The 14,519-nt window shown below is 71.2% G+C and carries 8 protein-coding genes; 3 read left to right on the forward strand and 5 right to left on the reverse strand.

What is annotated here, in order from left to right; all coding sequences use genetic code 11:
* The first annotated feature begins 25 nt into the window (after positions 1-25).
* On the forward strand, positions 26-1,279 hold the full coding sequence (gene ddaH, locus AC1C2R_RS13550) for a dimethylargininase (protein WP_495380256.1): 1,254 nt from the start codon (positions 26-28) through the stop codon (positions 1,277-1,279).
* Here the strand turns inward: ddaH and AC1C2R_RS13555 are convergent.
* Genes AC1C2R_RS13555 through AC1C2R_RS13570 form a run of 4 tightly spaced genes read right to left on the reverse strand, consistent with a single transcriptional unit; the run spans position 1,251 to position 8,956 of the window.
* Positions 1,251-1,949: an ABC transporter ATP-binding protein gene (locus AC1C2R_RS13555; RefSeq protein ID WP_495353012.1), complete on the reverse strand. Its 699-nt coding sequence runs from the start codon at positions 1,947-1,949 to the stop codon at positions 1,251-1,253. The two genes, ddaH and AC1C2R_RS13555, sit on opposite strands and share 29 nt — an antisense overlap.
* Complete coding sequence (locus AC1C2R_RS13560) at positions 1,946-3,145, reverse strand: ABC transporter ATP-binding protein (protein ID WP_495380257.1); 1,200 nt, start codon at positions 3,143-3,145, stop codon at positions 1,946-1,948. The genes AC1C2R_RS13555 and AC1C2R_RS13560 overlap by 4 nt, the downstream gene beginning before the upstream one ends.
* 4 nt (positions 3,146-3,149) lie before the next feature.
* On the reverse strand, positions 3,150-5,909 hold the full coding sequence (locus AC1C2R_RS13565; RefSeq protein ID WP_495380258.1) for an FtsX-like permease family protein: 2,760 nt from the start codon (positions 5,907-5,909) through the stop codon (positions 3,150-3,152).
* Positions 5,906-8,956 carry a hypothetical protein gene (locus AC1C2R_RS13570; RefSeq protein ID WP_495380259.1) on the reverse strand — a complete coding sequence of 1,017 codons (3,051 nt, stop codon included), beginning with the start codon at positions 8,954-8,956 and terminating at the stop codon, positions 5,906-5,908. Before AC1C2R_RS13570 ends, AC1C2R_RS13565 begins: the two co-directional genes overlap by 4 nt.
* Before the next feature lie 447 nt (positions 8,957-9,403).
* Here AC1C2R_RS13570 and AC1C2R_RS13575 point away from each other — a divergent pair, with 447 nt between their 5' ends.
* Positions 9,404-11,302 (forward strand): ABC transporter ATP-binding protein, encoded by a 1,899-nt coding sequence (locus AC1C2R_RS13575; protein WP_495380260.1) that lies wholly within the window; start codon positions 9,404-9,406, stop codon positions 11,300-11,302.
* Complete coding sequence (locus AC1C2R_RS13580; protein WP_495380261.1) at positions 11,299-13,104, forward strand: ABC transporter ATP-binding protein; 1,806 nt, start codon at positions 11,299-11,301, stop codon at positions 13,102-13,104. The genes AC1C2R_RS13575 and AC1C2R_RS13580 overlap by 4 nt, the downstream gene beginning before the upstream one ends.
* A gap of 87 nt (positions 13,105-13,191) precedes the next feature.
* On the opposite strand, the gene AC1C2R_RS13585 is transcribed toward AC1C2R_RS13580, so the two are convergent.
* A complete protein-coding gene (locus tag AC1C2R_RS13585) occupies positions 13,192-14,454 on the reverse strand; it encodes a type III PLP-dependent enzyme domain-containing protein (RefSeq protein WP_495380262.1) in 1,263 nt (420 codons plus the stop codon).
* Positions 14,455-14,519 lie beyond the last annotated feature (65 nt).

Consider the following 14,519-nt stretch of genomic DNA (forward strand, 5'->3'; position numbering starts at 1 on the left):
TCCGCGCGGCCAGTAGGCTCGTGCCATGACGTCCCCCGCCATGCCTCCGACCGCCCCTGCCCGGTTCACCCCGGCGATCACCCCGGGACGCCGGGTGGCGGCGGTGCTCGCCTCGTCTGCGGCAGTCTCGTGCGCGGCGATGCTCGTCGCACTCCTGGCGTTCTTCATCGGCAGCGGCCAGTCGCCGCAGGTGCTCGGCCAGGTCTTCGGGCACTTCGCGCTCGCAGGGTTCGTCGCGTGGGTGCTGCTCTCGATCGCGAATGCGGTGGGGGCGACGCGGGCATGGTTCCTCACCCTCATCACCGGGTTCGCTTCAGGATGCCTCGCGGCCCTGCTCGCGACGACCGTGACGGCCAGTGCCGCCGGCAACCCGTTCTCGGGTGCGATCTTCATCTTCGTGGTCGGGTCGCTCGTGAGCCTCAACCTCATCTTCATCATCGCGGTCATCGTGGGCGAGATGGTGCTCGCTCCGCGGGTCTTCCGCGGCATCCTCGGCTATGCGCCCGCTGTCGCCGACCGGCGAATCGCGCTCGTGCGCATCCCCGCGTCGAACCTCGACGAAGCCGTGCTCACCCACCGTGACCGGCAGCCGATCGACCAGGCGCTCGCCGACCAGCAGTGGGACAACTACTGCGCCGCGCTCGTGGCCGAAGGCTGGGAGACGATCGAGGTCGACGCGGCGCCCGAGCTCGCCGATTCGGTGTTCGTCGAGGACATGGTCGTGATGTTCGGCGACCTCGCGGTGCTCGCGAGCCCCGGCGCCGAGTCGCGGCGCCCAGAGGTCGAAGCGGTCGAACGTGCCGTGCGCGCGGTGCCGGGTGTCACGGTGACCCGCATCGAACTGCCGGGCACGCTCGACGGCGGCGACGTGCTGAAGGTCGGCTCGACGGTCTACGTCGGTGCATCTGAGCGCACGAATGCCGAGGGCATCAGGCAGTTGCGCACCCTGCTCACCCCGCACCGCTACACGGTCGTCGCGGTGCCCATCACGAAGGCGCTGCACCTCAAGAGCGCCGCGACGGCGCTGCCCGACGGCACGATCATCGGCGAGCCGTCTCTGCTCGACGTCGCGACCCTCTTCCCGCGCTTCCTGCCGGTGTTCGAACCCGAGGGGGTCGCCGTCGTCGAACTGTCGCGCGAGTCGCTGCTCATGTCGTCGTCGGCGCCGCACACGGCGGCGATGATCGCCAGCCTCGGCTACCGGGTGGTGACCGTCGATATCGGCGAGTTCGAGAAGCTCGAGGGCTGCGTCACGTGCCTGTCGGTGCGGGTGCGCTGAGCGACACCGCCCGGCCGTCGTGGAGTTCGAGCACGTGGTCGGCGCGCCCGGCGAGTGCCGGATCGTGGGTGGTCACGACGGCGGCGACGCCGCGCGCATGCACGAGTTCGCCGATGAGATCCATGACGGTCGCCGCGGTGCCGCTGTCGAGTTGACCGGTCGGCTCGTCGGCGAGCAGCAGTTGCGGCCGTGCGGCGAGCGCCCTCGCGATGCCCACCCGCTGCTGCTGGCCGCCCGAGAGTTCGTAGGGCCGTTGCGCAGCGTGGCCGGTGAGGCCGACGAGTTCGAGCGACTCGGCGACGCGCGCGTCGCGCTCATCGGGCGCCATGCGCTGCAGGCGAAGCGGCACCTCGACGTTCTCAGCCGCTGAGAGCACGGGGATCAGGCCGAACGACTGGAAGATGTAGCCCAGTCGATCACGACGCACCGTCGCGAGTGCGTCCTCGCCGAGAGCCGAGAGTTCGTCGTCGCCGAGGAAGACCTGACCGGCCGTCGGCCGGTCGAGCCCGCCGAGCAGGTTCAGCAGCGTCGTCTTGCCTGCACCGGATGGCCCGGTGACCACGAGCAGCTCGCCCGGTTTCACCTCGAGCGAGACCTCGGCGACGGCGTGCACCGCGCCGGCCTTCGACTCGAAGACGCGACTGATCGATTCCGCGCGAAGCGTGGTCATGGCGATTCCTCCGGTTCGTCGGTGACGGCGTTGTCTGAGCCTGTCGAAGGGGCCTCGGCCGCCCGTTCAGCTGCGCGGCGTTCGCGCCGACTCGCCGGTGCTGCATCCGGTGCCGCGCCCGGCGCTGCATTCGGTGGCTCGGCCGGTCCGGATGCGCCGTCGCCGTCGCGGTCGGCATCCGTGGCCTTCGCGGGCGCGGCGTCGGTCGTCTCCGAGGAGGGCAGCGCCGAGGCATCCGCTCGCCCTTCATCGCCTGGCCACACGCCCACGTGGTCGGCTTCGAGTGCGAGACGCACGCGGTCGCGCAGCTCGAGGCTCTGCATGAAGTCGTGCGGCAACTGCAGGCGGCCGACCCGGTCGAGCACAGCGAACTCCTCGGCGATGTGCTCCTCCTCGCCGAATTCGTCGAGCCGCGTCGAACGCAGCACCTCGGTCGAGGTGCGCCCGTCGCGGATCTGCACGGTGCGCCGCACATGGTCGGAGACGGTCGGGTCGTGGGTGACGATGAGCGTGGTGACCCCGAGCTCTTCGTTGACGCCGCGCATCGCCTCGAGCACGGCGGCGGAGGTCGCCTCGTCGAGTTCGCCGGTCGGCTCGTCGGCGAGCAGCACGTGCGGTGAGTTCGCCAGCGCGACCGCGATCGCGACGCGCTGCTGCTGGCCGCCCGAGAGTTCGCCCGGACGCCGATCGCGCGCATCGCCGACGTCGAGCAACTCGAGGAGTTCGTCGACACGGCTCGCCCTGGCCGCACCGCGGAGGGTGCCGGCGACGTTCATCGCGAGGGCGACGTTCTCGGCGGCGGTGAGATAGGGCAGCAGGTTGCGGGAGGTCTGCTGCCAGACGAAGCCGACCGTGTGCCGCTGGTACGCGACGCGTTCGCGCCCGCCCATGGTGAGCAGGTCGTGTCCGGCCACGTGGGCGACACCCGCTGTGGCGGTGTCGAGGCCGGAGAGGATCGTCAGCAGCGTCGATTTGCCGGAGCCGGATGCGCCGACGACGGCGACCATCTCGCCGGGATCGACGCGGAGGTTCAGTCCCTGCAGCGCTTGCACCTCGACGCCGTCGGCGCTGAAGATGCGCACCAGGTCGGTGCACAGGATGTGCGGTTGCGCGCCCGGCGAGGCGTGCGGCCGCTGCGTCGTCTGCTGCCCCTGCGCTGGTTGCGCCTGCTGCGCCTGGATGTCGGTCGGGGTCACGGGGTCATCCTTCCTCTTCCTTGCGCATTGCGCGAGCGGCGTTGACACTGCCGTCGATGCGGGATGCCGCGGCAGCCGCGACGATGGTCACGAGCACGCTGCCCGCGAGCACCGCGGTGATGAGCCAGGGATCGAACGTCACGGCCGGTTGTACGTCGCCGTTGGTGAACGCGCGCAGGTCGATCGCCGAGAGCACCACGAACGGCAGCGCCGCGCCGAGGAACGCCCCGGCGACGAGGGCGACGATCGCGACCGGTCCGATCTCCCAGCCGACGAGCGAGCGCTCACCGCGGCGGCCGAGACCCAGGGTCGACAGGAGCGGCAGCAAGCGATCACGCGCCGGCCGGCCGACGACGAGCGTCAGCACGATCGCGAGCGCGGTGAGCAGGCTCGCGAGCACGATGGCGACGATGAGCGAGATCACGAGGCTCTGCGTGGTGGGCTTGGCGCGCAACTCCTCGAGGAGCGCGTCGGGAGTCGTCACCGTCGCCGACTCGCCGGCGATCTCCGCGAGTGCCGCGGTGATCTCGTCGGCGTCGGCGTCGACACCCGGCTCGAAACGAACGAGCACCGTGCGCGGCACGAGCGTGTCGGTGAAGGGCTTCGCGTTCGCGCGATCCATGAGCACCCAGTTCGAGCGAGGCGAGTACGCGGTTCTGCCGTCGACGACCCCGAGCGCGTCGAACTCGTGGCCGTCGAGCTCGGCCGCATCTGCGCCTGCGACGATGTCGGCGACGGTCTTCGAGAGCACGACGGGCACCGCGTCGTCGTCGCTCGACTCGAGTCCGGGGGGCAGGGGAGTCGACCCGTCGCGGCCGGCCTGCACGCGACGCATCTGCTCGGCGTCGATGACGATGAGCGTCGAGGTGCGGGAGCGTCCATCGGCGCTGACCCTGGTCGGACTCGTCGAGAACACCGGTGCGATCGCCTCGACACCCGGTACCGCTGCGAACTCGTCGAGCTGGGCGAGCGTGAACGGAGTGCCGCCCACCGAGGCGTCGGCGCCGACCTGCGCGGCGGCTGCGCGATCGACGCCGGCCTGCACGGTGCCGAGCAGCACCGAGGAGAACACCGCGACCGAGACGCCGACGACCACGGCCAGTACCGGGACCAGCCCTGCCGAGGGGTCGCGCAGTGCTCGCGCCGAGCCGAGGAACGGCACGAGATCTGCACGACGGGCCGTTCGGCGCACCAGGTCTGCAAGCGGGAGCGGGTAGAGCCGAAGCACGACGAGACACGCGAGCAGCGAGAGGAGCAGCGGGACCGCGGCGAGCAGTGGATCGACGCCGGTCGTCGCGGCGGAGGTGGAGAGGCCGCGGCGGAACAGCAGCACGACCGCGGTGATCGCGAGCACCGCGACGAGCACTTCAGCGATCCATCGGACGCGTCCGTCACTGGGGCGGCCGAGGTCCGACCTGGCGCGCCGCAGCGGGCTGAGTGCGGGCTCGGCGGCCACGAGCAGGGCGGCGGGAGTGAGGGCGAAGAGGGTTGCGATCGCCCACCCGCCGAATCCGGCGTCGGCTGCGACGAGCAGGATGCCGATGATCCCGCCGACGACGGCGGCCGGAACGCCGATGGCCAGGCCTTCGAGCGCGAGGATGCCACGGAGCTGGCCGGGCGATGCGCCTCGGGCGGCTGCCAGCTCGAGTCCGGTGCGCCGACGCTCGAACACCACTCGGGCACCGAGCACGAGCACCGCGACCATCACGCCGATCGGTCCGGACGCGATCGTTGCGAGCACCGCGTCGGTCGCGCTCGCCGCGATGGCCGCGTCACCGAGGGCGTCGGCCAGGCCGCTCGTGAAGGCGACGTCGCCGACCGTCGCGAACCAGAACTCCCATGAGCCGCCGCCGAGCACGAACGTCTGACTCGTGAATTCGCCGAGTTGCGTCATGAGCTCGGCCGAGTCGGCGGCGCGGATGCGCTCGGGCAGCGTCGGGAACCAGGCGTCCATCGCGGTCGGCAGCTGGGAATCCTGCAGCCCCGCCCACGAGACGGGGTCGGCGAAGCCGAGGCCCGTGATCTCGAGGTTTCCCCCTGGGGTGTAGGAGACCGCCGGTTCGAGTGCCACCGCCGGTCCGTGCGTCCAGAAGCCGTCGTCGGGATCGATCGCTGCGAAGGTGCCGACCAGTCGAACGTCTTGCGCTGTCGTGCCGAGCGGCATCGAGCGGTCTTCCCCCGTCGCCCACTCCATCTCTTCAGCGACGGCGTCGGCGAGCACGATCTCGAGCGGGGCGTCGCCCGGCACCGGGCCGGTCAGGGTCGCCGGCCACTCGCCCCCGGTGAGCGTGATGTGCTCGCGCAGTCTCGGGTCGAACCCCGTGAAGAGCTGGTACGACGTCGAGTCGGCCGAAGCTCCCGGCACGCTCGCCCTCGTGGGCCCGGCGTGGAGGACGGTCAATGGTTCGCCCACGACCCGTTTCAGCAACTCGGGCATGTCGGCACGGATGTCGAGCATGCGCTGCTCCTGTGCCCCCCAGACCGCGTCGACCTCGGGCGTCAGGGTCGTGTCGCCGTCGGAGGCGCCGAGCTCCGGCAGGTTGCGGCTGGAGGTGACGACGTCGAGTTCGCGGGCCGGGAACGTCTCGAGTTCTTCCTCGAGTGCCGCGGTGTGCATTGCCGAGATCGCACGCGGAACCCCCGTCGCGAGCAGCGCACCGGCGAGCACGAGCAGTCCGAGCATGATCGACGCCACGGGTCCCGCGAAGAACTGGCGCCGCAGCAGACCGGGAGTGGTGAGTCGTGAGTGATGCAGGCCGGTCATCCTTCCTCCTGCCTGAGCCCGGGGCGTGATGCGATTCGCCGAACGGATGCCGCGGCGCCGGCCGCGATCGCCGCAGCGAGCACGACGAACGCGGCGATTCCCACGACGAACGGCACCGGGTCGATGATGAATTCGACCGGGATCACCTCGGGCACTCCCGCCACTGCGGCCCGGGCGAGCTCGCGTGCCGTGAGCAACGCCGTGACGATACCGACGAGAACGCCGATCACGATCGCGGTGCCGAGCGTCACCGCCAACTCGGCGAATCGGGCGCGCGATTGCGTTCGCGCCGGCACACCGAGCACGCGGAGCACGACGATCTCGCCGAATCGGGTGCCCGAGAGTGTGGCGACGAGCGCGACGACCGCGATCAGTGCGAAGAGCAGGGCTCCGGCTGCTCCGGTCCACAGGGCTGCGATCGCGGGAGCGATGAACGGCGCGGAGGAGGCGGCCGACCGCGCGTCGGCGACGACGGCCGAGCCGCGGTCGCGACTCAACTCGCTCGCGACACGGTCGGGGTCGGATGCCGCGACCCACCGTTCTCCGAACGCGGGAATGCCCGCGCCCGTATCGAAGGCGTACCGTTCGAACGCACCGAGGTCGGCGAGCGCGCCGCCGCTGTCGGCGGTCGGCACCACGGGAAGGATGCCGGCCACGACCGCGTCGACCGCGACTCCGCCGGTGAGCACCCGCAACGCGAACTCGTCGCCGGTCTCGGCGGCGATGCGCTCGGCCAGTTCGGAGCCGAGCACGACGGGCAGCGGGTCGCTCCCTCCCGACGTGAGCGAGACTCGCCCGCTCGGCGTCTTCGATGAGAGTCGCAGCTCGCGTTCCGTGTCGAATTCGGCTGCGGCGACGCTTGCGCCGTCGAAGGAGATCGCGCCGAACGAGACGAGCACGTCGGCGCCGTCGGCGCCGTCGGCGCCGGCGAGCGACGCGCCGAGACCGATGAATCGGAGGCCTTCGGCATCCGGAAGCTCGAAGCTCACGTCGGCGCCGCCAGCGGCGATGTCGACGACCGTCGGAGTCGCGGGTGTCGCCGCGCCCGATTCCGTGAGGAGCCACGCCGTCACCGCGACCGTGCCGCTCGTGCCTCCGGGCGCATCGACGTCGACGGCGAGGTCGATCGTCGTGGCCCCGGGCGGCAGTGCCGCACCGGCTGCGGCAGCGGAGTCGGCGAGGGCGGCGGTCACGTCTGCCGAACCGGTGCCGGGGGCGACCGCATCGACCTCCGCACCGGGCAGCGCCACGAAGGTCGAGCGGTCGGAACCGACCCGCATCTCGCCGCGGAAGACCGGTGCCTCGGCGGTGACGCCCTCGGCGCCGGCGACCGTGTCGTCGAGGGCGAGCGCGTCGGGGCCCAGCACCACGTCGCGTCCGGCGAACGAGACACGCACCTCGCCGCCGGTGACGAGCGCCGAAGCGGTGCGGTCGATGTCGTGCCAGGCTCCCGAGAAGGCGGCCGTCAGGGTGAGCCCCGCGACGGCGAGCATCGTGACGAGCGACGCGGAGGCGTAGAGCGCCGCGCGCCGCGCGAGCTGGCGCATCGGCAGCGAGGGGACGAGGGTCGGCCGTGCTGCGGCGAGCCGCTCGAGCACGGCGCCGATCGGTCGGGAGAGCCCGAGCGCGACGAGTGCGAGCGCGACGAGCACGAGCACCGGCGCGAGCACGGCGATCGGGTCGACGTCGATCGTGCCCGACGCGCTCGCCACGAGCGGTGAGCCGTACAGACGGAACTGCCAGAGGGCGACGGCCGCGACCACGAGGAGCAGCACGACGCCGCCGGTGACGAGACCACGGGACATCCGGCCCACCTCATCGCCCGATCCGCGCACGACCGGGCGCCGTGCATCGAGCCACGCGCCCCCGGCGAGGATGAGCACGGCTCCGACGAGCGAGGCGGATGCCACGAGTGCTGCACTGCCCCAGTCGCGGGCCTCCCCGGGCCTGGTGATCGTGAGGAGCGACTCGGCGACGGCCGCACCCGCGAGCGCTGCCGGTACGCCGAGTGCGAGGACCTCGACCGCGGTGTCGCGCGTGAGCCGGCCGGTGGAGGCTCCTCGAGCGCGGAGCAGCATGGTCTCGCCGCGTCGGGCGGCGCCGAGGAGCGTTGCGAGCCGGGTGAGCGCTGCGAAGCCCGCGAAGCCGAGGAGGAGCAGGGGCAGTGGCGCGATCGCGCGCACCGCTCCGAGACCAGCGAGGAGCCTCGTCAGGGTCGCGTCGAGGCCGCCGAGCGAACTCAATCCGTCGGTGCCGATCCCCGGCTCCGCCCGGAGAGCGGGCTCGACGTCGGGCAGCTCCGCACGCAGGGCCTGCGCGGACTCGGGCGTGGCAGCGGCGGCGTCGGCGACGGCGGTCCAGCGCACGACGACCGCGGCGGGCACGTCGAGCGTCGCCTCCTCGGCGACGAGGAAGGGGCCTGCACCCTCGAGCGTGCCACCGGAGGCCACGACGGCCTCGCCGAACCATGCCGGATCGTTGGGATCGCTCGGCAGCCACGTGCCCACGACGAGGAGACGCGGGTTCGACGGGCCGTCGAGCTCGACGACGTCGCCCCGTGCGAGGCCCAGTGCCTCGGCCGCGGACGCATGGAGGGTAGCGGGCACGGCATCGTCGGCTGAGGCCGCGGCGAGCGACTCGGGGGCGTCGGGCCAGGCACCGTCGACGAGTTCGGAACGTGCCGCGGCGTCGGCGTCCGCGAGGAGCACGGCGCTGAAGGCCGTCTCGCCGCTCGTGGCATCCACCGGTGCGGTCTCGACGGTACGGCTCCACGATGCACCGCGCGGCGTGAGCGTGCGATCGAGCACGGATGCCGCGGCATCCGCTTGGGCCGCCGGGTCGTTCGCCACACGGATCTGCCAGCGCGCGGCTCCAGCCGTGCCCTGGGCGGCCTCGAGACCGCTGCGAAGGCCGCTCGAGGACGAACCCGCGAGCGAGTCGACGACACCCGTGCCGAGGGCGGACATCAGGAGGACGACGGCGGCGATCGACGTGAGCACACCGGCGCGGGCGTTCGCACGGGCGAACGCCATTCGTGCCGCACCCACGCGTTCTCCTCGTTGATCGGGTCGCGCGCGCAGCGGCGTACGGGGCAGGTCCGGGCGGCTCGCCCGGAGGAGACGACCGCCGTCGCCCGCGCGGCGACGAATTCGCACAGCCTAGCGTTGAGAGCGGTCTTGCGTGCCACCCCGAAAAACCCATAGTCTGTAGGGCTGGCCGCGGTGAGTGATCCGACCGGCCTCGAGATTCGCAGACGACTTGCAGGAGGACACCATGCAGACAGAAACCGACGCCCGCACGATTGCGGTCCACGGCTCTGTTCGGCCGGCGTACCTCGTCGTCGGGCTTGCCGGGTAGACCGCCCGTTCCTGCCGCGCAGGCCTCGCCTGCCCCGCGGATTCACGCGCTTTCGCGATCCGCGTCACTCTCTTCACCAAACCTTCGCCGTTCAGACTCGATCTGGAGTTCGGCGCCCCTTCTGATTGGAACCGGCTGTGTCCGAATCCCCCCAAACGCCTGAGCACGGCGCACCCGACTCGACGACAGGGCCTGAGCGGCTCGGTACTCTGCGCACGCTCTGGCGGCTGCGCGAGTACGCCGGGCCTGCCATGCCCGCGTTCGCCGGCAGCATGGCCGCTGCGATCGGGGCGCACCTCATCGCCCTGGCGATCCCGCAGGTACTCCAGCAGATCGTCGACGGGCCGCTCGCCCATGGCGAGGCCGATGCGGTCATCCCGCTCGCGGTGCTCGTGTTCGTCCTCGGCGCGGTCGAGGCGATCCTCTACGCGATCCGCCGTTGGCTCGTCGTCGGCCCCGGTACGCGGGTCGAGGCGCGCATGCGCAACGCGCTCTACGCGAAGCTGCAAGACCTGCCCGTGAGCTTCCACGACCGCTGGCCGAGCGGCCAGTTGCTCTCCCGCGCGGTGAGCGACCTCGGCCTCATCCGTCGCTGGCTCTCGTTCGGGCTCGTCCTGACCGGCGCGAACGTCGTGATCATCGTCGTGGGCGTCGGCATCCTGATGTCGATGAACTGGTTCCTCGGCCTCATCTTCCTCGTCTGCTCGCTGCCGCTCTGGTGGGCGGGCTGGCGCTTCGAGGGCCGGTACTCCGAGATGTCGCGGCTGAGCCAAGACCAGGCGGGCGACCTCGCGACCGCTGTCGAGGAGTCGGTGCACGGCATCCGGGTGCTGAAGGCGTTCGGCCGTGGCAAGCACGCCCTGTCCACGTTCCGCGCGCAGGCCGAGTCGTTGCGCAGCACCGAGATCGAGAAGGCGCGTCTCGACGCGAACATCTGGGTGTGGATCATGGTCGTTCCCGCCGTCGCGCTCTCGATCTGCCTCGTGGTCGGCGTGTGGCTGGCGTCGCAGGGCCAGCTCACGGTCGGCGAGCTCGTCGCGTTCTTCGCGACGGCCACGGTGCTCGCGTGGCCGATCGAGTCGATCGGCTTCATGCTCGCGTTCGCCCTCGACGCGCGCACCGCGACCGATCGGTACTTCGACATCCTCGACAGCGAGAACACGATCGTCGACCCGACCGAACCGCGCACGCTCGAACGCCCGCGCGGCGAGCTCGCCTTCACGGGCGTGCACTTCCGCTATCAGGATTCGCCCGAGCGGTTCGGCGACCTCCTCGACGGCGTCGACCTCGTGCTCGAGCCAGGGGAGTCCATGGCGCTCGTCGGCCTCACGGGGAGCGGCAAGACCACGATGACGGCGCTCACCACGCGCCTCTACGACGTCACTGCGGGTTCGGTGACGCTCGACGGCGTCGACGTGCGCGCGTTCAGCCGCGAAGAGCTGCGCACCCACATCGCCATGGCCTTCGAAGACGCAACGCTCTTCAGTGCCTCGGTGCGCGACAACGTACTGCTGGGGCGGCCCGAACTCGCCGCCGACGACCCCGGAACCCGGGCGGAGGCCGAGCGGGTGCTCGACGAGGCCCTTCGGATCGCGCAGGCCGGGTTCGTCTACGAGCTGCCCGAGGGCGTCGACACGAAGGTCGGCGAAGAGGGCATGAGCCTCTCCGGCGGACAACGGCAGCGACTCGCACTCGCACGCGCGGTCGCGGCAAAGCCCGCCGTGCTCGTGCTCGACGACCCGCTCTCGGCGCTCGACGTCGCGACCGAGGGCCGAGTGGAGGCGGAGCTGCGTTCGGTGCTCGCCTCGACGACGGCGCTCATCGTCGCGCACCGCCCGTCGACGGTCATGCTCGCCGATCGGGTCGCGCTGCTCGAACACGGGCGGATCACCGCGGTGGGCTCCCACTCCGAGCTCCTCCGGGAGAGCGAGCACTACCGATTCGTCATCTCGAGCCTCGAAGACGACGAGCGCAGGAACACCGGCGTCGATGCCGTCGACGTCGACACCACGATCCGAGAGGAGGCGGCATCATGAGCGTCACCGGTGTCCAGGGCGAGGAACGCCAGGACTACACGAAGGCGGAATCCACGCAGATCCGCGCTCGCTCGCGGCGACTCCTCGGTTCACTGCTCGCGCCGCAGAAGGCCAAGCTGTGGATCACGGCGGCGGCCATCGTCGTGTCGTCGGCCGCGCAGGTCGCCGGGCCCGCGCTCATCGCCTTCGGCATCGACCAGGGCATCCCCGCGCTGATCGAGCAGAACTGGTACCCCACCGCGTTCGCGGGCGTCGCGTACCTTCTGACCGGGCTCGTGGGCGCGTTCCTCATCTCGGTGTACATCCGCATGTCGGCTCGCATCAGCCAGGCCGTGCTCATCGACCTGCGCACGAGGGTGTTCCTGCACACGCAGAAGCTCTCGCTCGAGTTCCACGAGTCGTATACCTCCGGGCGCATCATCTCGCGGCAGACGAGCGACCTCGACGCCATCCGCGAACTCATGGACGAGGGCCTCACGCTTCTCGTGCGCGGGCTCATGTACATGGTGTTCACGGGCGTCATGCTCGTGATCGTCGACGCCCCGTCGGGGCTCGTGCTGCTCGTCTCGCTCATTCCGCTCGCCATCCTCACCCGGTGGTTCCAGGTGCGCTCGCAATCACTGTTCCGGCGTTCGCGCGTGGCATCGGCGAAGCTCATCGTGCAGTTCGTCGAGACCATGACCGGCATCCGAGCGGTGCAGGCGTTCCGCAAGCAGAAGCGCAACGAGGTGGACTTCGGCGAGCTCGTCGAGGACTACCGCGACGTCAATGCCAAGGTCTTGGGCCTCTTCGCGGTGTTCAACCCCGGGCTGGCCTTCATCGGCAACACCGCGGTGGCGGTCACCCTCGTGCTCGGCGGTTTCCGTGTGGTCGAGGGCGGCCTCGGCGTCGGTGTGCTGCTCGCGGCCGTGCTGTACACGAAGCGGTTCTTCGACCCGATGGAGGACATGGCGATGTTCTACAACGGCTACCAATCGGCCTCCTCGGCGCTCGAGAAGATCTCGGGCGTGCTCGAAGAGGAGCCGAGCGTGCCGGACCCGGTCAAGCCGACCGACCTGTGGAACGCAGAGGGGCACGTGCGCTTCGACGGCGTCGAGTTCGCCTACAGGAAGGATCGGGTGATCCTGCCGCGATTCGACCTCGACATTCCGGCCGGACAGACGATCGCGCTCGTCGGCTCCACCGGTGCCGGCAAGTCGACGCTCGCCAAGCTCATCGCGCGCTTCTACGACCCGAGCGACGGAGTCGTCTCGCTCGACGACATCTCACTCGCCGACCTGCACCCGAAAGATCTGCGGCGAGCGATCGTCATGGTCACGCAAGAGGCCTACCTCTTCTCGGGTTCGGTGGCCGACAACATCGCGCTCGGCAAGCCCGACGCGACGTTCGACGAGATCGTGCGGGCGGCCATGGCGGTCGGCGCGCACGAGTTCATCGAGGGCCTGCCGGGCGGCTACGACACCGACGTGAACAAGCGGGGCGGTCGGGTGAGCGCCGGACAGCGTCAGCTGATCTCGTTCGCGCGGGCGTTCCTCGCGAACCCCGCGGTGCTGATCCTCGACGAGGCGACCTCCTCACTCGACATCCCGAGCGAGCGACTCGTGCAAGACGGGCTGACCAAGCTCCTCGCCGACCGCACCGCGATCATCATCGCGCACCGCCTGTCGACGGTCTCGATCGCCGATCGGGTGCTCGTGATGGAGCATGGTCGCATCGTCGAAGACGGCACCCCGCCCGAGCTCATCGGCGGTTCCGGACGGTTCGCGGCGCTCCACGCGGCCTGGCGGGACTCCCTCGTCTAGGGCGACCACGCGAACACGCGAACACGCGAGCAGCGAGCGGATGCCCCGCGCCGAACATTCGGCGCAGGGCATCCGTGTCTCCGTGCCTCAGCCCGGAATGACGACGACCGGCGCCGCGGGATCGTTCGCGAACCCTGTTCCGGCCAGTGGGCTCACGAGCAGGTCGCCGTCGCCGAGCGGGGGGAGCAGGCAGCCGCGCACGACCCCGTCTCCGGGGTCGAGACCGGGACCCGTGAGGGTGACCTGTCGGCGCTCACGCAGCCGCCGCCGCCGGGCCGCGCGCTCCGTCGTGCCCCCGGTCACGGGCTCCGCGCCGAGTTCCGTCGCCGCGAACACCCGCTCCGCGGGGTCGCCGTCGGCTCCGCCCGGCTGCGCGCCGGACAACGACCCGTCGAGGTGGAGCCAGCGCCCGTCGGGGCGGTCGGCCGTGCCGATCACACGGGTCACGAGTGTCATCGCCGGTGCCGTCACGGAGCGGCCCGGGTCGAACGACACGCGGAGGTCTGCGGGAGCGTCCGCGAGCGCGTCGCGGATGGCACGCACGACGTCGGCCCCAGCCCCGGTGCGCTCGTCGTGGTCGACGGGAAGCTCCCCGGCCAGGTGCAGCACGCTCCGGCGCACGCCCTGCCTTCGCAGCCGGTGCTCGAGGCGGAGCGCGTCGTGGATCGTGCGTCTCCACGTCACGGCGGTCGCCCCGACCGCGAGGTCCACGGTGAACCCCGCGACGCGCAGCCCGGCGTGCCGACAGGCCTCGACGAGCTCCGGCGCCCGGTCGGCGGTGACGCCGAACTTCGCCGCCGGGCCGGCCGAGCCGGGCGGCGCGGCCGCCGCGAGGCGCACGAGCACCGAGACATCCTTCGGCAGGCCGGCGAACTTCGCGACCTCGGCCGCATTGTCGACGACGAAGGTGCGGATGCCTCGGAGGTAGGCGCTCGTGAGATCGGCGACCGTCTTCACGGGGTGGGTGTGCACGCTGCGATCCACCGAGATGGCATGGAGCTCGAGGAACGCGATCTGCGCTCGGGATGCGACGTCGATGCTCGCGCCGAACGCGTCGACGGCGCGTGCAGCCGCCGGGTGCGGCAGCGCTCCCGCCGCGACGTGGATGCCGACGGTCGGCAGCTGCCGGCGCAGCTCGAGGAGCCGCATGGTGAGCCGGTCGGTGTCGATCACGAGGAGCGGAGTGCCATGACGGCGCACGAGATCGTCCAGCCGGATGTGCTCGGCGTATTCGGCCAGATCGCGGCGCACGAGTTCGCGGTGCGCCACCCGCTCGGTCGCGGAACCGGTGCCCGACGATGCCGGTGCGCGCTCATCGAGCAGCCCATGCAAACGCTCGGTCCAGGACATGCCCCGAAGTCTGCCGTGCGCCGGCGGGCGCGGGATCAGGGCGACCACCGGCCGGCCGAGGGTGC

The organism is Agromyces sp. Y182 (genome assembly GCF_059445385.1).